General features: G+C 60.8%; 12 protein-coding genes and 1 pseudogene. 1 reads left to right on the top strand and 12 read right to left on the bottom strand.

Features of this window, described 5'->3' with window-relative positions; genetic code table 11:
* Nucleotides 1-158: 158 nt before the first annotated feature.
* From AABE10_RS29370 to guaB, 10 genes and pseudogenes are all read right to left on the bottom strand, one after another.
* Nucleotides 159-623, bottom strand: a pseudogene (locus AABE10_RS29370) (helix-turn-helix transcriptional regulator); the annotation flags it as partial.
* A 30-nt stretch (nucleotides 624-653) separates the two neighbouring features.
* On the bottom strand, nucleotides 654-1,151 hold the full coding sequence (locus AABE10_RS29365; protein WP_342936697.1) for a helix-turn-helix transcriptional regulator: 498 nt from the start codon (nucleotides 1,149-1,151) through the stop codon (nucleotides 654-656).
* 140 nt (nucleotides 1,152-1,291) lie between these two features.
* Nucleotides 1,292-3,166, bottom strand: a complete 1,875-nt coding sequence (locus AABE10_RS29360; RefSeq protein ID WP_342936696.1) for an ATP-dependent helicase — start codon at nucleotides 3,164-3,166, stop codon at nucleotides 1,292-1,294.
* A complete protein-coding gene (locus AABE10_RS29355; protein ID WP_342936695.1) occupies nucleotides 3,163-5,460 on the bottom strand; it encodes an ATP-dependent endonuclease in 2,298 nt (765 codons plus the stop codon). The genes AABE10_RS29360 and AABE10_RS29355 overlap by 4 nt, the downstream gene beginning before the upstream one ends.
* A gap of 183 nt (nucleotides 5,461-5,643) precedes the next feature.
* A complete protein-coding gene (locus AABE10_RS29350) occupies nucleotides 5,644-9,729 on the bottom strand; it encodes a KAP family P-loop NTPase fold protein (RefSeq protein WP_342936694.1) in 4,086 nt (1,361 codons plus the stop codon).
* A gap of 49 nt (nucleotides 9,730-9,778) precedes the next feature.
* Nucleotides 9,779-13,270 carry a DUF3320 domain-containing protein gene (locus AABE10_RS29345; protein ID WP_342936693.1) on the bottom strand — a complete coding sequence of 1,164 codons (3,492 nt, stop codon included), beginning with the start codon at nucleotides 13,268-13,270 and terminating at the stop codon, nucleotides 9,779-9,781.
* Between the two features lie 529 nt (nucleotides 13,271-13,799).
* Entirely contained in the window at nucleotides 13,800-15,062 is a 1,263-nt protein-coding gene (locus tag AABE10_RS29340; protein WP_342936692.1) for a tyrosine-type recombinase/integrase, read from the bottom strand.
* A gap of 321 nt (nucleotides 15,063-15,383) precedes the next feature.
* Nucleotides 15,384-16,967 carry a glutamine-hydrolyzing GMP synthase gene (gene guaA, locus AABE10_RS29335; RefSeq protein WP_342936691.1) on the bottom strand — a complete coding sequence of 528 codons (1,584 nt, stop codon included), beginning with the start codon at nucleotides 16,965-16,967 and terminating at the stop codon, nucleotides 15,384-15,386.
* A 273-nt stretch (nucleotides 16,968-17,240) separates the two neighbouring features.
* Complete coding sequence (locus AABE10_RS29330) at nucleotides 17,241-18,020, bottom strand: hypothetical protein (RefSeq protein ID WP_342936690.1); 780 nt, start codon at nucleotides 18,018-18,020, stop codon at nucleotides 17,241-17,243.
* A 6-nt stretch (nucleotides 18,021-18,026) separates the two neighbouring features.
* Nucleotides 18,027-19,487 carry an IMP dehydrogenase gene (guaB, locus tag AABE10_RS29325; protein ID WP_342936689.1) on the bottom strand — a complete coding sequence of 487 codons (1,461 nt, stop codon included), beginning with the start codon at nucleotides 19,485-19,487 and terminating at the stop codon, nucleotides 18,027-18,029.
* Between the two features lie 283 nt (nucleotides 19,488-19,770).
* On the opposite strand from guaB, the gene AABE10_RS29320 reads away from it, so the two are divergent.
* Complete coding sequence (locus AABE10_RS29320; RefSeq protein WP_342936688.1) at nucleotides 19,771-20,757, top strand: DMT family transporter; 987 nt, start codon at nucleotides 19,771-19,773, stop codon at nucleotides 20,755-20,757.
* 172 nt (nucleotides 20,758-20,929) lie between these two features.
* Here AABE10_RS29320 and AABE10_RS29315 read toward each other — a convergent pair whose 3' ends face one another.
* Both AABE10_RS29315 and AABE10_RS29310 read right to left on the bottom strand, forming a co-directional pair.
* On the bottom strand, nucleotides 20,930-21,262 hold the full coding sequence (locus tag AABE10_RS29315; RefSeq protein WP_342936687.1) for an RnfH family protein: 333 nt from the start codon (nucleotides 21,260-21,262) through the stop codon (nucleotides 20,930-20,932).
* A complete protein-coding gene (locus AABE10_RS29310; RefSeq protein WP_342936686.1) occupies nucleotides 21,259-21,696 on the bottom strand; it encodes a type II toxin-antitoxin system RatA family toxin in 438 nt (145 codons plus the stop codon). The genes AABE10_RS29315 and AABE10_RS29310 overlap by 4 nt, the downstream gene beginning before the upstream one ends.
* Between the last annotated feature and the right edge of the window lie 87 nt (nucleotides 21,697-21,783).

Here is a 21,783-nt window from a genome sequence, read left to right as displayed (position 1 = left end):
CGCCGCCTGTGACGCATTATTTACGGCGGTCATAAAAGCGGCTTGAGAAGCTTTTGGAGTCCTCAAATTGCCAGGTCGGTCCGTGTTGACCATCTACTAGGCTCGTGGAACGTGTCTGATGACGATGATACGGAACGAGTGGCTCACAGAATGAGCCACTACCCCCAGCAGTCTCCATATTTTTGTACGGCAGCGCACAAGATTTCGCATATCTTTTGACGCAGCTCCGGTGGATCGAGTACTTCGACGTGTTCCCCATGCCGAAGAACATCCATGACTAATTCGTGATCACTCGAATACGGCACTTCGAGCAGATAGCTTCCATCGTCAAGCCAACTGCCCGACTGTTGCTCGTGCCAGGTTTCCTGCGCAACCCACTGCGCGCGCTGCGCAGAGAATTTTAGTTTCGCCCGGTGCAGAGGGGCGCCCGCGAAGATGCCGTAGCCACCCTTGAAGTGGTCAGTGACAACGGATTCATCTACGTCGACCGCGGGCACGTCGAGGATCGATGCGGTTTTGATTGATTCCAGCGAGAAAGTGCGCAGGGCATCACGCGAGTGACACCATGCGTCGAGGAACCAGTTATCACGATAATGCACAAGCTGAACCGGCGAGATCTCCCGTTCGGTCGCCTCGAGCTTCGCGCGACTCCATTACTCGATGATTAGTCGTTTACGCTCCAGAACTGCGGCCGCGAGCGTCTGGAATCTTGTGCCGTCTAGCTTGCGAGTTGCGAGATGGACGATCTTGACCCTTTGCTCGATTGACGTAGCCGTATGGTTCCCCTGTCCCAACATGTCACGGAGTCGCTTCTTCAGCGGGCCAATATGCTCTTCAAGCAACCCGGGCTGCACCCCGTCCAGCAAATGAATCACCGACAGCAGCGCATACAGTTCCGAGGCATCGAACCAGACGCCCGGCAACTCAAAAATACCACCGCCGAAAAGCTGGCCGTCTTCAATCACATATCCGCCCTTGTGCTTGTCCCACACAAGAAGGCAGCCCAACCGGTCGCGTAAGATGTCGAAATCACGCTTCAGCGTCGCCGGCGAGACCTCGAGTTCGGCCATCAGCTCATCCTTGGTCGCTACCCCGCGTGCGCGGATCCGCTTCACAATCTTGTGGATTCGTTCGATGTTCTCTTTCGACACACGTTTCCCCGCTGCATGGAATGATGCTGTAGTCGTTCGGTGACTGCGATTAGCGCAAGCGTTGCATATGTGTTTGATACCGTTCTGGCGAAAAGCACCATCGCCAGCAAGCGCTGCAAGCTATCGACCGGTCTCGCGATTTAACCGAGCTGCTCCACTCCATGAAGCGAAACGTCCGAAAACAACCTGGCCTCGACCACGGCGGCGCGTGCCGCCGCCACGTCAGCGGCGAACAGCACGACGGCCAGGTCCTTCACCGCACGCGAGCAGCAAACATAAAATAGCCGCCTCGTTCGGTCGAGCACCGACTCCTTCCCCTCGTCGATATTCGCTTCGTCGGTGTCGGAGAGGGGCGTATAGCCGAGATATTTGCCGTAGGAGTACTGGTTGTAAGAGGCCTCCTCGTCGTCAAGTACCACGAGCACGCGCTCGAACTCCGCGCCCTTGACGCCATGATGGGTCGCGAATGGCGACTCTTCGAGGATATATCTCCGATGCGCCCAGAGTTCGCCGACATTGCATTCAAGAAACGCGGCAACGTTGCCAAATCCTGCCGACCCGTCGTCGACCGGATCATCCATGAGGTGTGCGGCGAAGCGGTCGTCGAGCGCCATCAGTTCGGTGCCCCGGACGTGCCGCAGGACGTCGCGGACCGTCGCCACTGATCCGTCGGCCAGCAGTATCGCAAGTTGCCCGATTGCGTGCTGAAGAGCAGCGAGGACAGGAGCCACGGCCTGCCCGCGTAACCGTTCTGCTTCCAGGCAGGGACTGTCTGCACGGAGGATCGAGATGATCGTGAACTGGTCATTTGCACGCGATGCGACGATCAGCGGCAACAGTTGCTGAACGAACGGCCGGAGCGGCCAAGCTGAACCGTCGGCAATGCCTTCACTCAGGCTCTGCGGCGCACGATCGTTTAGCGCCGCATAAAGCGCAGCAAAGCCGAGCCGCCTGGCGGCCATGCGATGCACAAGCACCAGCAACCGGACATCGCCGTCGCGCAGGTCGCTGGTCCACCGATCGTCGCCAGTCTGCGCGGCCAGCCATGCCCGTACTGCACCGAGACGTGCAGTCCTATGATCATCGCTTGGCAGAATGAATACGTTGACCGTGCCGACCACGGACTGCTCCTGCCCATCGACGGTCACCGTGCGTCCACGAGTCTGGACGAGACGGTCGCCCGCCCCACGCACCGCGTTGATCACGCTCAGGACCGAGGTCGGACAGCGAAAGTTTTCCGGCTTGGTTATCTCGGCCCAGCCGGGTAGCGGCTCGATCGCACCGGCTCCGTGCCCGTAGATCTTCTGCATCGGATCGCCGAAGAAACCGACGCAGAGGGGGTGCTCGCCGGCGATCTGCCGAAGCGCTTCGATAACAACAGGTTGTGTGTCCTGACTCTCGTCGACGAAAATATAGGGAAACCTCCGCGCCACGATCTCGCGTAGCAAAGGATGCCTCTCGATGCAGGCCGGGGTCAATTTGAGGATGTCATCGTGGCCGAGAATGCCCTCGGAGTACCGGCTGCCCGTTCCGTAGATGAATTTCTCGACCCGACCGACCTCCTCGCGTTCGGCATCGAGGCTGGCGATCTCCTGATCAAGCTTCGTCTTGGTCGCGGCCCGTGTACCAGGTCTGTCGTAATGAACGCGCTTCTCGGCGATCTTCTCCTCAATACGGCTGACGACCCAGGCAGCGATGTCTGACTGGAACGCGCGAACGACCGACCACAGGAAGCTATGGATGGTCGAGATATGAAATAGCGGGGTCATACCGACGTCTGCGGAGATCTCACCAACCGCGACTTCAGTGTAAGTGATGCAGGCGATCTGCTGGCCCGCGCGCCGCAGCGCCTTTCCGCGCGTTTCGCCGAGATGCGCGAGCGCCTTGATCAGCGATGTGGTCTTTCCCGACCCCGCGCCTGCCACCATCACGAATGAGCGCGGCGGCACTTGAGCGAGACAGTCGCGGACATCGATGTCGGCCTGAGTGTCGGGACTACCGATGCGGCTCGTCATGCCACCACCACGGCGATGACTGGATCACCAACCGCCTGCTGCCCGTGACCGTCGTCATCGGGCTCAGCCGGCGGGGCGATCTCGCCCTCGAGCCAGCGCAGCCCTTCAGCGATATAGGCCGGTACCAACCATTGCATCGGGTCCTCGGCCAACAGAGCCAGGGCAAAATCGGTCTTGTTGAAGCTCTTCGCCTGGACCCGCCGATGAATGCGTCGGGTTAGCTCAGTCAAGTCCTTGTTGTCCGGCCTGGCGATGCGAAGCTGCAGCGGCTTACGCGCGATATCCTGGCACCAGGCGAGATTCTCGAGGGCGAATGCCTCTTCGAGCGTGCGACCGGCCAAAGCTTGTGTCTCACCTGCCCAGGTCACGTTGGTGCGGCATTGATAGGCGACGCGCACGATCGCCTCGCTGTGCTCGCTCCGTGCCTGAGTCTTCTGGTCGTCTGTCGCCTCCCAAAGCATGGCCACCGTGCCGCATTTCGGCAACCATTGCTGAAGGGTCTGGTTCGAGGTCATAGCGCCGGGATGACCCGCGATGCATACCTTGCCGGGCTTGCCTTCCGCGCCGGCTTCAGCGTCCTCGTCGTCATCCTCTTCCTCGGGCTCAGCCCCTTGATCCCCCGCCTCCACCGGGGCCATGGCGTTCGCGCCGTTCTCTTCGACGTCAGCAGCGGGCGCCGGTGGCCCGAAGACGCTGTCCAGGTCCGTGATGATGAGTGTCGTGAGCCCGAGGAACTCGATCAATGCCTGAAAGCGATAGCCGAAGGCGCCGCCGATCTCGAGAACAGTCAGATATGTCGACTGCAGACGCGGCGCCGAATTGGCGATCATCTGGGGCAGCAGCAGCCGTTCGACATTGCCTTCCACGAGCACCGCGCCGTCTGCGAAGAACAGGTCGCAGTGGGTAAGTTTGAGATAGCGCTCGAGGAACGTCCGGACATCCTGGTCGGTAGCGTCGTAGAACACCGACATGTTCAGCACGGTCGAGGTCGAAACATGCTCGGCGCGGCTGCGGCGGAAGTAGCGAATTGGCCGGAAACCGCGCTCGTACAGAATGTGCGTCGAATGGGTCGTGACGACGACCTGGCTTGTGTAGTGTGTACGATCCTCCATGCCCAAGGCGAGGATGGACATCACCTTGCGGATGAAGGCCTGCTGAAGCTGGGCGTGCAGATGGGCTTCAGGCTCCTCAATGAAGATGAGGTGCACAGGCGGCCTGTTATCCTCGATCGCAAGCCATTGGGCATGAAGGTCAAGGAGTTCGACCACCATGAAGATCAGGTTCTTGAAGCCGAGACCGTTGTAGCTGTCGGGCAGCGTCGGCGGCTCCGGTGCACCGTCGTCCGGGCCAAGCGCATAGTGCACCCGCGCGCCGTGCGGGCTGCTCATGATGGACGCCGGATCGAGCGCCGAGCGGATCACGAGCCGCGGATTGCTGAGACCGGGATAACCGAGTTGCGCCAGACGCTGCAGGGTCGGCTCAAACACCCGCTCGAGATGCTGGTTCAGCGAGACCTCAGACTCGGCGAGCGCCCGCAGCGCCACAAGATCCTCGCCCTTCTGCTCGAGGTTGCGTTCATAGAAGCGGCTCAGCACGCGCGAGAGGGTCTCGGCCCGCGCGCTGCCCGGCGCGTCAGCAAGATGCCGCTGCGCATGGAGGAAGTCGATGCGCAGCAGGCCATTGAGAATGTCGCGCCCGCTGCGATCACGCCCGGTGAGAGGCACCGGGGCATAATCCTGCTGCGCGACCATGTTCGCGTCAAACCGGATGGGGTCGAGCACGTAGTGGCGAAGCGCATATTCGTCGTTCAACCGGTCGCGCAGATAGTCCCGCAAATTGCGCGGCGAGGGATCGAATTCGAGACCCTCTCCGCCCGCAACAGCCTCGAGTGCACGTCGCCGCGCCTCGGCATACCGCGCGCGGGTCGCCTCGGAATCGATGGGTGCGAACACCACCCGCATCCCCACCAGCGAACCTTCCCATGCCAGGCTGGGCAGCAGATCAACCACCCGGTGGATGTCGTCAGCATTGATCTCAAACCAGATATCGGCCTCGATCGTTGGCAGGGCCGCATTGGCATCACCCTCGCCGTACGCCACGATCTGCGACCACTGATCAGCGCTGAAATCATGGACGCTGAATTTTCCCCGCTCAGTGAAGAGCTGCAGCGCATGGCCGACAGACGTCTTTCCACTGTTATTCGCGCCGACAAAAATCGAGATGTCCGAAGCGAGATCAATTACGACGTTGCGCAGACGTCGAAAATTGCGCAAGGCTAGCTTCTTTAGGTGCATCCTACCCCCAGGTTAAACGCACGCCATGTTTTCGTCTTGCGTAAGACCTCATGTTATCGGTGAAAGCAAGAATTTGCGACTAGGCGCGCATCTGCTTTTTAAGTGCCATCTCTAGCAACGCGTCCGACCTCCGCGGGTCGCAGATATCCTCGACATCATCACAGGCGTACTCGGCTAGGTTCTTCAGGCATCGACCGCAACCAGCTTCTCAAGGCGTTTCAGGTCCTTTGCCTGCCCAAACGCGGCCTTGATGATGTCGAACTCGTCCCTGGTTAAAGCAGCAGGCCTGAAGTCGGACAAGGCGGCCTGCCCAATCAAATTCTCGCAATACCGGCAGATATTGCCCTGAATCGCATTGCTGCTTGCCGCGCTGAAACTCCTCATGAGTCTGTGTGCCAGTTTCGACCGAGCATCGGCGTCCTGCAGCGTCTTCGATATCACATCGACGTCGTCGAATATCATGCCCGCGGTCTTCTCCACGTTCGGAAGTGCAATCACCTTTGGCACGACATCGATAAAAAATCCGGCGTGTAACTGCAGGGCGCTTCGTGCCGCCTGTCGCCACAGCCGACTGCGTTGCTCATCTGGCAGATCCGCTGTCTCTAGTTGGGCCGACAACAACGCAGCCCCCGCATCGCCCTGCACTTCGAGCCAAATCCTTAACCCGACGTCCGCCTCGCTGGCTGAGTTCAGCGAGCCGCCAGACAACAGCAGCCGCAAGGTCTCGGTGCGAGCCGATGCCGACATACCCGTTGACACCGACGTCCAGACATGCGCCAGTGCATCGAGATGCTCTGAGTTGTTAGCATCCAGCGTCACCGCCAACGCATGTGCTTGGACGGGCGTCAGCTCCGGATACTCTCGGAAGAAGTGGGGACTCTGCAGCGGGGCCTGCTTCCACACCACGCACATCGTTTCAATAAAACGTGGTTTCTGGCCGTCCGGCACAACGCTCCGTCGAAGCATATCGGACAGGGACTCCAGAATATCGACGTTGGTCGCAGCAGGGTAGCTCACCACAAACGCGCAAGCATCATTGAAAATCGACGCAGGATCGTACGGATTCGTTTCGTCTGCCCGCAATGTCCAATTCCCGGTCATCGCCTTGTGGAGCATGGCGTAGTGCGCGGGCTGCGCTTTTGCCTGATTGAAAAGTTGCTGCAGTTGCCCGCCGAAGGTGGCGGCCGACGCATACCTCAGGACCGGAGCGATGATCGGGAAAACGGCCACCAGATAACCGTTTGGATTAGCGAATCGCGCTGCCAGTTGAGGCAAGAGGCTGTTCAGATAGCCCTGCAGCGGCCCAGCGCTCCAAGCATGCTCAGGGGTCGATTCAACGACGAGTGCGAGCCGATGACAGGCATTGTCATCAATACGATCAGAACTGACCGTCACATTCATAGCAGCAATCATCGCGCTTTGCACCGCGCCGGTCTGGGACTCAAACCGGGACGCAAGAAGACGCACGCAAGGCTCCGGCAACGTCGACAGCACGCGCGACGCCCACTTCGACGTCACCCGCTCTTCCACCACATCAGCTCGAGGCAACACGATTCTTACGACCTCGCAGGCAGCTTCGGCAGAATCAGGCGTGGCACTCCAATGCTCGATCAATACCGCAACCGCGCTCAACGCACTCTCGTCGAGCGACTGCAGTTTCGCCCCAATCGCCGTACAAACGGGTTGCAGCACATCGGCCGATGCGATGGGCGGTACGTCATTGCCCGACGCAATCAGTCGGTTCGCCCATGCCGCAATGAAACTCGACGCCTGCGCATCACTCGCCCGATGAAGCTCAGTTACGCCGAGCATCCACGCCACCTGGACGATGGTGATCTCTGACATGCCAATATAACGAGTAAGAACGCCCCATAACGTTTGGCGCGACTCCTCTCCGGCCATCATCAGCGCACCTGCAATCGATTTCACGCGCTCCAGCGCCGCATTCAGATCGAATGATGCGCTACCCGCCCGCTCCAGTTCATCGGCCAATACGGTGAGATACCGGATACCCAAAAGTTTGGCGATCTGACCGCGATCGGCAGATAGCCATGCCTCCAGTTCGGCATAGGGCAGTTGGATCGACTTCTCACCACTCACCCGTATAACGCGCTCAAGCAGCCAATCACACAGCCGCCGCTCTGCGTCAGATTCAAGACCGTGTGAGGCCCGAACGGATAGTGCCAATGGCACAACTTGACGTGCCATCTCAACGGCCTCGTCAAGACTTGGCGTCTGCATGGACTCTAGTTGCAGCGAGACGGGCTGTTCCGACTTCAGCACATCCACGACCAAGCGCGATGCGATGGCCCGCTGATCCGAGCCGGTGGCATCCACAAGCAACTTCACAATCCGTTGAACGCCGACCCTTGACCGCAGATCGATACTGTCATCGAGATCACGACACAATTCACCCAGCAGTTGGCCTTTCGATGGCGCAGGGACACGCTCGATCAGGTCTGCGATCACTTTGGCGGCATTGTTGCGACGCGCCTCGGTCTCCAGTCGTGTCCCGTCTCGCATCTGATACAGGGTGCGTGCCTGCTCCTGTGACAAGGCCGACGAATCGCCCTTGCGCCTCATCGCCTCAAGGACACCGGCCGTATCACCCGACACAAATGCCCCGTAAATCGACGAGATCTTGGCTCCCAGCCGCCGGGTAATGGGGTCCTCGGACAGCAGGAGGAGGCTTTGCATCGGATCCGCCCATCGAATGCCGCCGAGACTCGCGATGAACTGTCGCAATGGGCGATGCTCCGATCTCAGTTCGATCTTTTCGCCCGCGGCATCCTGCCCGACGAGGTATTTTTCAATCAGCCGCGTTCTTGACGACGCTGGCAGATGATCGAGCGACCGCCCTCTCACGATGACATCCGTAAAGGCATCGAGAAATGTTGGGTCCTCCTGAAGGTCACCATAAAACCCGGGGAAGCTGACCTTCATCGCACACAACGCTCCCAAAGAAATCGGATGATTTGTGACGGCCCCATCGTGCAAGCCGCCGGGACGATCGCTACCAACACCCTCGTGCTCGCGGCGCACAGCAATCCACCAGGCCTGCGCGAATGCATTCACGATTTGCAGCGCATTTCTTGGATCTTGCACGCCAACATGGATCATCCTATCAACCAAGGACTCCAAAGGCACGCCGCGGGCCTGGAGATCTCCAGTCACCTCAGTCAGGCTCTTCAGTTTCGATAGCGCGAATTCGCGCATGTCGTTGCGAGGCGGTGGCGGGATTTCCAACCGGAACTGGAAAATACGATCCAAGTAGCGTCGCGCGTCCGATTGATTAAACACAGTCGCCGGCAAATCGCCTGAACGGCGCCCCCTCGCCAAGGCATCGGCTACACGTGATTCATCACAGGAAATCACAAATACCAGCCCGAGCCCCTTGGGTAATTTCCCCGCCGGGATTTCCATGAACGTGCGGATTGCATCGAGACCCAGCACCATTTCGTCGGCCGACAGCCGATCAAGGTCGTCCACAAAGATGATCAGTCGCTCGCAGGTTCGACCATTTGTGCCGTCAGGCATCCGGCTCTGGCCATCCTTATAGCGACCGAGTTGCTCGAGCAACATGTCTTCATACTGCTCCGACGTCGTGCTGGGTAACGCAATCCTAGTTTGTGCACGATTCGTTTTTACTTCGGCAGGTTTGACGTGGTGAATAACATATCCAGAAAGTGCGGTCGCGCACGCGACCAGGATTGTTTGCGCAGGGCCCTCCAGATGAAGCAGCCATTTCGCCAGAAACAATACGGCGAAAAGGAAGGCAAAAACGATGACGAGCGCGGGAAGCGGTATGAGCCATGCACGCAACGTTTCCCCGGTCACCGCGCGCCACGACTTCGGCTGCTCGGTGGTCTCGCTGATCTGCCGGAAGAGCCGATCCTGCAGGCTGTCCTCCTCTCCTCCGAGTTCCAAGAACACGTGCCGAAGCAATGCACGCTTGATGTCGTGGTCACGACCGCCGAAGCGCCATGCATTAAAAGTAATGCAATGGAAACGCTCAGAACGACGCCGGCCATCTTGCTTCACCGCATCGCTCGCCAGATCCGCCCGATAAAGCTCCTTGATACTGCTCTTCCCTGTTCCCCAACCGCCAAGCAAACCGATGCTGAATGGCGTTTGATGCCGATCAGATTCGATCATGCTTCTCAGCGCCAAGGCAAAGTGCCGGTGCCCAAAAGCGTCCTGATCGTTCTGTGAAATTTCTCTATCGAGAATCGACGGCATAGCGTCGTGAATGGGCAACCGGTCGTTCATGTCTTATTGAGGGGGCGGGTATTAGATGTATCGCTGGTTGTTCGGCAGGTCACACCGCCCGCCTCGTTTCATCCGTGGCAGTCAACACTCCCGAGATTTCCTTCAATTGCCGTCGAGCGATCATGCTGTCGACGGCTTGCTCAAGGACGCTTCTAACCTGACTGCTTGTGTTGCGGATACCAAACCCACGTGACACCGCCTGAACGACCTGCTCCCGCGTGGCGCCAAAGCTCCTCTCAATCAGTTGAAGAGTGGCGACTTCGATCTCCGCCGGCGGTAGCATATCGGCTCGACGAAGGGCAATCGCGTTGACCCCCGAACGATCACGAGGCACCGGGACATGGTTCGGCGTCGACAGGAACTCTCCGGAACGCGCAATACGGCCCATCGTTACCGCAACATCAATGGATCGCCCGACCACATCTTCAATCCGGACACCGGCCCGCTTCAAACCCCACGCTTCCCGCATCCGGGTAATGACGTGGTCGCGATGCACGGGTCCCTCCACCTGAACTGTCTGAACCACCAACTCCGTCAACGCGCCCTGTGGCGCTTCGTGCAACTCGCCGGTAAGATGGTGCGGCCGCAGCAAGGTCACTTCTTCGTAGGGTGCGAAACCGGCAGCGTCCTCCTTGTCCGTTACCGTCTCCCGCTCTACATAAGGTGCCTCGATATCCAGTTGCTCGGCGAGCGCAGCATCTTCCCGCAACTCATCGAACTCAGACTTGAGCGCTTCAATGCGACGAATCAGAACGTCCAATTGTTCGATCGGGCGCTGGAACCAGTCAGTGCTCCATATCCGGTGGATGGTCCAGCCGTGCTCTTCCAGGATGGCCTGCCGCAGCCGATCGCGATCCCGGGCCGAGCGGGCACTGTGGTACGCAGCACCATCGCATTCGATACCCAGTAGAAATCGCCCGGGGCGTTCGGCATCGACGACAGCCAGATCGATGAAGAAGCCAGCCAAACCTACTTGTGCCTGGACTTCGTAACCTCTCGCCCGCAATGCGTTGGCCACCTGCTCCTCAAACACGCTGTGATGATCGCGCCCCGTGACCTCCGCCATCGGCAGGCGCCCCGTGCGGGCATACTGGAGAAAAATCCGGAACGCATTGACCCCAGCCCGCTCCGACGCATAGGCCGGATCAATGTCTTCATCCGTCATGGACGCAAACACGTCGCATCGCTGCTTGGCGCGGCTAATCAAAACATTCAGGCGTCGCTCACCGCCTGCCGTACCCAGTGGGCCAAACCGCATCGGCACGCGGCCGTTAGGCACGGATCGGCCATAGCCGACCGAGATAAAGATGACATCGCGCTCATCGCCCTGAACGTTTTCCAGATTCTTGACGAAGAACGGTTCTGAACGATGCGCCTTGAAGAACTCCTCAACGTCCGGTGACAGCTCGCGGCGCAGAAGTTCGAGTTCGTCAATGATGGCGCGGCGCTGGGCAGCGGAGAACGCCGCGACTCCCAAGGAGAGCTTCGGATAGGTGCACGCATGAGCAATGATCGCCTGTGCCACTGCTTTCGCCTCGATCAGGTTATTGCGCTTGTTGCCCGCATCGAACAAACCTTCGTGGACGTGATGGAATCGCAGGCCCCTACCACCCTGTGCAGTGTAAGGGCTAGGCACGATGTAAAGTTTGTTCTCATAGAACTGACGATTGCTGACCGCAATCAGTGACTGGTGACGGCTCCGATAGTGCCAGCGCAACATCCGGGCAGGCAGGCCACGAGCTGCGAACAGTCCAAGGATGCTCTCAATATCTGCAACTGCGGTCGCGCCTTCGTCATCCTCGTCTTCGTTGCTCGAGGTCATCTTGGCAAAGAAGGCGGTGGGCGGTAACTGCTTGGGGTCACCAACGACGACAACCTGCCTTGATCGCGCGATTGCACCCAAAGCATCAACGGGCTGAATCTGACTGGCTTCGTCCATCACCAGCAAGTCGAACTCCATACTTCCCGGCACGAGAAACTGCGCAACAGATAGCGGGCTCATCATGAAAACTGGCTTGAGCGCTCGTAAAGCTGGTCCAGCCCGCTCCACAAGCTTGCGCAACGAAATGTGCCCCTTCTTTTTCTGAATTTCGCCCCGGAGTACTCCAAGCGGCCCGAGCGCGCCACCATCGCGAGGTGGAACGCTCTGGTAATGCGCCTGTACCACTTCCGAGCTCGCGGCAATAATCCGCTGCCGATCCAGCGAGGCAAACTCCTGCACAAGACGTCCATGCGTGGCCCCATCGAACCGGGCGAGATCTGGTTGGAGACGAACCATGCGCGCATAAGTTGCCTCGAAATAGGCCATCTCAAATGCCGTGGCCAATGCTTCCGGCGCAAGTCGGCCGTCATCCAGGCGAGCCACCAGATCACCGCAACCCTGAGTCCGGGCCCGTGCCGAGCGATCCCGATAGTTCACCCAGCGGAAGAGATGTTCGTGTTCCTCGCTCCAGCGCCGCAGGCGCCAAACAATAACTTCAAGCCGTGCATCCGGAATCGTGCCGCCAATGGACGCTTCCAGGTCCAATTGGAGTTCGTCAGCCAACGCCTTGAGGCTGCTTTGGATAAGCGCTTGGGATTCCGTCAGCACTCTGGCACGAGGTACCAAATGCTCTCGCTCGCTGATCCGGCCGGCTAGAGCCCGGATGTCCGGGTTCTGTGCGATCCAGTCCGCGGCGGATTTGAGCACGGTCCAGTTGGACTGTTCTGCCTGCCACGCACTGTCGAAGGCTGCCTGCCCCAAAGTTAAACCTTCGCGCACGGCCTGACGATCGCGTTGACCAGCGGCCAGCGCTTCCAGTAGAGCACGGGTTTTACCGGCGTCAGAGACTGACGCGGAGAATTGCGCGCCGGCGGCTGAATGTGCGCTCGTATATCGCACTGCGAGTTGGAGCAGGGAACTCAAATCAGCACGCTCCACCGCTGCCACGTCGCCGAATACCGGCCCTCGAACCGCCCCCAGGTCTTCCCAGACTTCTCTTAGTCCGTGTTCGATCTGCAGGCAAACGGACGACAGTTGCCTGGCGCGCGCCGCCACTTCCGTTTTTTCCGGGCTGCGCGCGGCGATCAGCCGGGGCTCGGCACCTAACCCCTTCAGAGACCGCATCCACTCGACCAACGCCAATAGCGGTGCTGACTGCGATCTGGCGCCACGCCAATCGTCGCCAAACGCGCTGCGTCCAAAAGCATCTTCGGCGTCGATGATCTTCTTCGCGTCCTGCCCCTTGGCCAAGGTATCCAGCAATCCCAGCACCATGGGTAGGGGCTGATTTGGGGTTGCCAGAACCGATTCCACCAACCGACGGGCTGCACGCCATTCACCGCTTAAATGACGGAAGACGCTTGTGCCGCGTGATGCCAAAGTTGCACGCGCGGGAGCTAAGCTGAGGGACCACGCCATCTCGGTCAACTGCGCCCCAATCGCGATCTTGGCGGCATCGAGGTCGGCCACGGCTTGCGCGAGTTCACCGGCCCGCTCAATCCCATCACTCCATAGGTCCGACGCGAAGGTTTCCGGGCTGGCGGGCGGCGCCGATCCCACCTGATTCCATGAATCCCCCGGTCCTTTTTGCCTTCTTGTTATTCGAAGGCCCCTTTTCGACGAAGACTATAACCCTTCTCTGAGAACGAAACGCCAGCGATCCCAGAAAAATTGTGACGGGGACATCTTGAACCATACGAATGAAGCGGGTACGGGTTCACACCGTCTCCGATTCATCCCCTCCTACTGATGCTCCGACTGGCATGACGAGTGCGAAGAAAAGCCGCAGCGTGCGGCTTTTCTTCACTTGGCCGACTTTCCGCCACGACTGAATTGTCCAAAATTTCCGTCGGTACACGCGTCGTGGACAGCAGGAACTGTTGTACAAGCTTGCCCACGACCGAGAACCCGATTCTGGAGGCCCCGGCATGCAATTCCGCCGACGCTGACGGGTAACGCTCAGAAAGGTCGGCCAAGGTTTAAGTCCTTGAACGCGCGTATGGCGCCCCAGGGACTGAGCTCAACCCTGCTGATCAGCACGCGACGGAAATTCGGCAAATCTAACGGAGCGTAGGAAGGACGCCCGGCGTCACAGCGCACGGGCGATGACTGTCGGCATCGCCATATCAGAAGGCAGTAGATTCGGCCTATGTCCGCCTCCCTGCACCCACGCATCGACCATATCCGCCCACTCCTGGAGCATATGCCGACGCTGCACGGCGTACTCGGCCTTGTTGTACACAGCTCGCGAAGATCGCCCTTCCCCGCCATGCGCAAGAGACCGCTCAATCCAGTCGCCATTGAAACCTGCTTCATTAAGCAGCGTCGAGCCGGTTCGCCTCAAATCGTGAACGGTGAATGGCTCCAAAGGCAGTCCGGCCGTTTTTGCCCGTTCGGCAATGAGCTGCGTGACGCGATTTAACGTGGCCCTGGACATACATCGATCCGCAGAATAGCGGGAAGGCAGCACATATCGGGAGCCTGCTGCGCAGGTATGCAACGCCACCATGATGTCGATCGACTGGCGGGACAAATATACGTTGTGGGCTCGGCGCGCTTTCATCCGGGACTTCGGTATGGTCCATACCGCAGCGTCGAAATCGACTTCATCCCATGTTGCCTCGATCAGTTCGCTCTTGCGCACCATCGTCAGCAAAATGAGACGCAGGGCGAGGCGGATCGTCGGGTATGTCGCCACCTGCTCCAACTGTCGATGCATGAGCCGAATTTCCAGCGGCGAGAGGACCCGGTCCTTCGGCACAAACGTGGCGATCGACGCGACGCCAACCTCATCAGCCGGATTCTCGACCTTCTCCCCGTGCAGATTCGCGTAGGCAAAAATCTGCTTGATAATATCGCGAAGCTGAACTGCGGTAGCCGGCGCACCCCGCTCCTTGACCCGCATGCAGAGCGCACGCAGATCATCCGCGGTGACCTCGCAGAGCAACCTCCCCTTGAAGGCCGGCAGAATATCGCGCACGACGATGCCCTTGCGCACGGACCGCGTCGTGTCCGCCATTCGGGCTCCATCGAGCCAGCTGTCAGCCCATTCACCCAAGGTCTTCGCCACCGCGCGCCGCTGCTTTTCCCGCTGTTTCTCCACGGCCGGCGACCTGCCCTCACGGACGGCACGACGGGCGTCCAGCAGTTTTTCCCGCGCCAACGCCAGCGAGATGCCCCCTCGCCCATAGCGGCCGATGGTCAGCGTTTCCCGCCGCCCGTTCACGCGGTAGTCGTATCGAAAAGAAATGGTGCCCGCCGGAGAGACTGCGACATACATGCCGTCGCGGTCGGCGATCTTGTACAGGGCTGCACGGGGCTTGAGGTTGCGAAGTGCAAATTCGGTGAGCATCGTTTCTAGTTCTCGTGGTTGGTACAACTTTTACCGTCATCAACCACGAGCCCTGGATGTGCCCGCAAACCCGCATCACGCCTAGCTTTTTGGAAAAAAATCTACCGTCACGCCCGAATTGCGCTGTCGGTAGATTATCGAGTCCGGATAATGAATGAGATGGATACCGTCTGTTTTGCCGTCATCTTGTGACGCAGACGTCCTTGGCTGTCTCTGGAATCGCCGAAAAATCCTTTTATATTCAATGAAATCCGCATTCGAGCAAGCAAAGATTCCTCGCGCAGATTCAAGCCATTGATTTTATTGGGAATTTTTTACCGCCTACTCCCACTCGATCGTCGCCGGCGGCTTACCCGAAATGTCGTACACGACACGATTGATGCCGCGCACTTCGTTGATGATCCGGTTCGACACATGGCCGAGCAGATCATGCGGCAGATGTGCCCAGTGCGCCGTCATGAAGTCCAGCGTCTGCACGGCACGCAGCGCGACGACATACTCGTACGTGCGGCCATCGCCCATCACGCCGACGCTCTTCACGGGCAGAAACACCGCAAACGCCTGGCTCGTCAGGTCGTACCACGACTTGCCGGTTTCCTTGTCGACGAACGTGCGCAGTGTCTCGATGAAGATCGCATCCGCGCGGCGCAGCAGGTCCGCGTAGTCGCGCTTCACTTCGCCGAGAATCCGCACGCCGAGGCCCGGGCCCGGGAACGGATGGCGATAGACCATCGACGGCGGCAGACCCAGCTTCACGCCCAGTTCGCGCACTTCGTCCTTGAAGAGTTCGCGCAGCGGTTCGAGCAGCTTCAGGTTCAGCGTTTCCGGCAGGCCGCCGACGTTGTGGTGGCTCTTGATCGTGTGCGCCGCCTTCTTGCCCTTGCCCGCTGATTCGATCACGTCCGGATAGATCGTGCCTTGCGCGAGCCACTTCGCGTCCGTCAGCTTGCCGGCTTCGGTCTGGAACACTTCGACGAATTCCGCGCCGATGATCTTGCGCTTCGCTTCGGGATCCGTCACGCCGTTGAGCTTCGACATGAACGCTTCGCTCGCGTCGACATGGATCACCTTGACGCCGAGGTTATCCGCGAACATCGACATCACTTGCTCGGCTTCGTTCAGGCGCAACAGGCCGTGATCGACGAACACGCACGTGAGCTGATCGCCGATCGCGCGATGCAGCAGCGCCGCGGCCACCGACGAGTCCACGCCGCCCGACAGACCGAGAATCACATGCTCGTCGCCGACCTGCTTGCGGATGTTTTCGACGGCTTCGTCGATGTAGTTGCCCATTTCCCAGTCAGGCTTCGCGCCGCAGATCTTCAGCACGAAACGCTCGAGCATCGCGCGGCCCTGCACCGTGTGCGTGACTTCCGGGTGCCATTGCAGGCCGTAGAAGTGGCGCGCTTCGTCCGCCATCGCGGCGATCGGGCAAGATTCCGTCGATGCCATCAGCTGAAAGCCCGCCGGCATTTCCAGCACTTTGTCGCCGTGGCTCATCCATACCTTCAGCATGCCGTGGCCTTCGGGCGTCGCGAAGTCCTGAATGCCATCAAGGAAGCTCGTATGATTGCGCGCGCGCACTTCCGCGTAGCCGAACTCGCGCAGATGGCCAGTGTCGACCTTGCCGCCGAGCTGCTCGGCCATCGTCTGCATGCCGTAACAGATGCCCAGCACCGGCACGCCCGCTTCGAACACCGCTTGCGGCGCGCGCGGCGTATCGGTCTCGGTCACCGAGTTCGGGCCGCCCGACAGGATGATGCCCTTCGGCTTGAATTCCCGGATGAACTCGTCGCTGACATCGTGCGGATGGATTTCCGACAGCACGTGCGCTTCGCGGATGCGGCGTGCGATCAGTTGGGTGACTTGCGAACCGAAGTCGAGAATCAGGATCTTGTCATGCATGGCAGCGGACGGAATCTAAAAAGAACGGAAAGGGAAAGCCGCGCGAGTCGCTTCGCGACGGGGCGGCGTGGTATTCAAAACGGACCGGTTCACCGGACACAAGCGGCACGGACAGCACAAGCGGGTCGCGCGGACGGCATAACCGGCCCATCGCAACGAGGCATCATCGACGCAGCATCGGCGCTGCACTCGCAGCGGCGAAATTCCATCGGTAAACGGCCTGCGCGCAGACGGACTCCGGTTGTTTCGGCAGAGAGCGTATCGTGTCGCGGATCAGCCATGAAACGGAGGCCGGGGTGTGCCGGACTTCGCTTCGGCTCCGGCGCGCTCCCGTGCGGCCGCCTCCTCGTCCGCAGCGGCTGCGCGCTCGCGCGCGAGCGCGTCTTCACGCGACCGGGCCGCTGCCGCGCCCGGCGCTACCGCCGTCAGGTCCGGCTCGACAGGATGGCCCGTCGCGGGACTCACGGGCGACGCTGCGCTCGCGGGACGCGTCGTGCCGAGCATCGGCTCGACTGCATGCGACCCGCCCGCCGGATAGACGCCACCCGGACGCGCCGCATTGCGCTCGCGCTCGGCCTTGCGCGCTTCGTTCGCCGTGTCGCGGGCGGCGGCCACGCGGTCGGCACGCCCGGCGGACGCTGCGCCCGCCAGCCGATCGCGCCGGCGCACGGCGCTCGCCAGTCTCACGCCACCCAGGCCGATGACGAGCAGCACTGCGCCCGTCGCGACTGCGACCAGTTGACCGAGACCCGACAGCGGCGGCGTATGCAGCCCGACCAGCCAGATCAGCATCGCCACACCCGTCAGCCAGTTCACATGGCCGACGACCTTGGCCACCGTCGCCGTCATCGCGCCGTCGATCGACGCATGCAGCGCGAGCCACGCGAGTCCGACGAGCGCGAGGCCGAAGCCTTGACCGACCAGCACCGGGTCCGTTTGCGCCAGCTGCAGCGCGTCGTACAGCGATTTCCACGGCGTGAGCAGGAACAGCAGCCCGAACGCCAGCAGTATCAGAGCATCGATGATCAGTACGGCACGCAGCAGCGGCTTCATCGGCGATCAGTCCACGTGATAGTTGGGCGCTTCCTTCGTGATCTGCACGTCGTGCACATGCGATTCGCGCATGCCCGCCGCCGTGATTTCGACGAACGCGGCCTTCTCGTGCAGTTCGTCGATCGTGTTGCAGCCGCAGTAGCCCATGCTCGCGCGCACGCCGCCGATCAGCTGGAACAGGATCGCGCCGACCGAGCCCTTGTACGCGACGCGGCCTTCGATGCCTTCGGGCACCAGCTTGTCGATGTTCGCGGAGTTGTCCTGAAAGTAGCGATCAGCCGCGCCGTCCTTCATCGCGCCGACCGAGCCCATGCCGCGATACGACTTGTACTGGCGGCCCTGATACAGGAACACGTCGCCCGGCGACTCTTCCGTGCCGGCGAACATGCTGCCCATCATCACGGCGTTCGCGCCCGCGGCCAGCGCCTTGCTGACGTCGCCCGAGAAGCGCACGCCGCCGTCCGCGATCACGGGAACGCCGGAGCCCTTGAGCGCCGCCGAAACGTTCGCGATTGCCGAGATTTGCGGCACGCCGACACCCGCGACGATACGCGTCGTGCAGATCGAGCCCGGGCCGATACCAACCTTCACGCCGTCCGCGCCGTATTCGACGAGCGCCTTCGCTGCATCGGCCGTCGCGATGTTGCCGCCAATCACCTCGACGTGCGGGAAGTTCTTCTTGACCCACTGGACGCGCTCCAGCACGCCCTTGCTGTGGCCGTGCGCCGTATCGACGACGATCACGTCGACGCCCGCCTGCACCAGCAGCGACACACGCTCTTCGTTGTCCGCGCCCACGCCGACCGCGGCGCCCGCGCGCAGCTTGCCGTGCTCGTCCTTGCAGGCGTCCGGGTGCTCCGTCTGCTTCGTGATGTCCTTCACGGTCATCAGGCCGCGCAATTCGAATGCGTCGTTGACGACCAGCACGCGCTCGAGGCGGTGGCTGTGCATCAGCGCCTTCGCTTCGGCGAGCCGCGTGCCTTCCTTGACCGTCACGAGCCGCTCGCGCGGCGTCATGATCGTGCGCACGGGCTCATCAAGACGCGTTTCGAAGCGCAGGTCGCGGTTCGTCACGATTCCGATCAGCTGCGAGCCTTCGACGACCGGGAAACCCGAAATGCCATGCTGGCGCGACAGGGCGATCACGTCGCGCACCTTCATCTGCGGCGGGACGGTGATCGGATCGCGCACGACGCCCGATTCGAAACGCTTGACCTTCGCGACTTCGCGAGCCTGTTCAGCGGCCGTGAGGTTCTTGTGGATGATGCCGACGCCGCCCATCTGCGCCATGGCGATGGCGAGGCGGGCTTCCGTGACGGTGTCCATCGCGGCGGACACGAGCGGCATATTGAGGGAGATCTTGCGGGTCAGCCGGGTTTTCAGGCTGGTGTCGCGCGGCAGAACGTCGGAGAAGGCCGGGACGAGGAGCACGTCATCGAACGTGAGTGCTTTTTGGATCAGACGCATGGCAAATCCTATAGGCGCAAAAGCGAATTATACGCGATACATCCCGGTTTTCACTGCGCGAACAGTCAGTTAGCGAAATTGTTCAATGTTTTATCGCATCGGGCGACGGCCGAATTTCGCTTGTGCGTTCGGCTCGTGTTCGATCCGGTTTCGTTTGCTCATTCGAGCGCGGGTGCTTTCGCCAGCATAGTTGCTACGCCCGCAAAGTGCAGAATCGAACAAGACGCAGGCGCTTGCGGCCCGCTATGCTTCGCACACTTTCGGTTTTTGGTTCGAGGCAGGCATGCAGCGCGGCGTGGTGTACGGGATGTTGGCGGGAGCGTTATGGGGCATGGTCTTTCTGGTGCCGCGCCTGCTGCCCGATTTTTCGCCCGTGCTGCTGAGCGCCGGCCGATACGTGATGTACGGCGTAGTGTCGCTCGTCGCCGCGCTGCCGTCGGCGCGCTCGCTGCTGCGCCGGCTCACCCGCGAAGACCTGAACGCGCTCGTCAAGCTCGCGCTCGCGGGCAATCTGCTCTACTACCTGCTGCTGACGGGCGCGGTTCACCTCGTCGGCATTGCGCCGTCGTCGCTGATCGTCGGCGTGCTGCCCGTCACGGTGACGCTGCTCGGCCGGCGCGATCACGGCGCAGTGCCGCTCGCACGCCTCGTATGGCCGCTCGCGCTCGTCGTCGCAGGCATCGCGTGCATCAATGTCGACGTGTTCAGCGGGTCGGGCCCGACGTCGGGAGCCGGATCGGTGTCGATCGTGACGAAGCTGATCGGAATTGCCTGCGCGGTCGGCGCGCTCGCCTGCTGGACGTGGTTCGCCGTCGAAAACGCGCGCTATCTCCAACGTCAGACGCATTTCAGCGGCAACGAATGGTCAGTGCTGTGGGGCGTCGTCACGGGCCTGCTTGGCGCGCTGCTGTGGCTCGTCGTCGCGCTGCTGCCGTCCGCAGCGGTCGATACGTCGCACGTCGATACGCGCTGGCATCTGTTCTGGTTGTTGAATCTGGGGCTCGCGTTCGGCGCGTCGTGGCTCGGCAACGGCTTGTGGAACGCGGCGTCCAAGCGCCTGCCGCTCACGCTGTCGGGCCAGTTGATCGTGTTCGAGACACTATTCGCGCTGCTCTACGCGTTCATCTACGACCATCGGATGCCGCGTCCGCTCGAGCTGGCGGCGATCGTGCTGCTGGTTGCGGGCGTCAGCTGGTCGGTGCGCCAGCATGCCGGCGACGATTCGGACCATTCGACGCTCGAAGAAAAGGCCCAGGCGGCCGTGCATTGAGCGTCGCGGGGCGTTCGGCCGTCGACCAGGCAAGAAGAACGATGCGTGGCACCCGGGCCTCGCCCAGGCAAGAAACACGGCGCACGGCCCCAATCATCGAAGACAAAAAACGACGCACCGTGTCATGCGGTGCGCCGTTTGACGTTCTTTCTCTGCGTTAATGGTGCTTACGTCAGCGTGAATCCTTGGGCAGCCACTTGCGGCCCTCGATCGATCCTTCCCTGCGCGACTTCTCGACTCGTCGCTGCCGCGACACCTTCGGATCGACGATCAGCGGCCGGTAGATCTCGACGCGATCGTGATCCGCCAGCACGGCATCGAGCGGCTTGAGCTTGCCGAACACGCCCGTCTTCTGCTTCGTCAGATCGATGTCGGGATGCCGCGCGAGGATGCCGCTCGCGTCGATGGCCTGCCGGAGCGTCGCGCCTTGCGGCAGTTCGAGCTCGATCAGCGTCTGCTCGCCGGGCAGCGCGTAGCAGACTTCGATGGTCAGGTTCACGCTCATGCCTTGCCGTAGCGCTGATCGGCGCGCTTCACGAACGATTCGACGAAAGTGTTCGCGATATGGTTGAACACCGGCCCGATGATCTTTTCCAGCAAGATGCTCGTGAACTCGTAGTGCAGCGCGAATTCGATCTTGCACGCGTCCGCGCGCAGCGGCGTGAAGCGCCAGTAGCCGGTGAACTTGCGAAACGGACCGTCGGCGAACTCCATGTCGATGCGCGTGGGACGTTCCTGCGTGTTGTGCGTCGCGAAGTGCTGCTTGATGCCCTTGAAGTTGATGTCGATCTTCGCCTCCATCAGATTGTCTTCCTGGCGGCGAATCTCGACGCCGCCGCACCACGGAAGAAAATTGGGGTAGTCGGCGACATCGGTGACGAGGTCGAACATCTGCTCCGCCGAATGGCGTATCAACACGGTTTTCTGGACATCTGCCATAAATTGAACAGCGCGTGGCAACGGTGATTGGGAAATAGCGAACGCGTGACAACTGAGTGACACCGCGGCGGGTTTTCGGCGGCCCGC

The sequence above is a fragment of the Paraburkholderia diazotrophica genome (assembly GCF_038900755.1).
In the GTDB taxonomy this organism is placed as follows: Bacteria; Pseudomonadota; Gammaproteobacteria; order Burkholderiales; family Burkholderiaceae; genus Paraburkholderia; species Paraburkholderia diazotrophica_A.
This window is presented reverse-complemented; position numbering and strand designations above follow the sequence as displayed.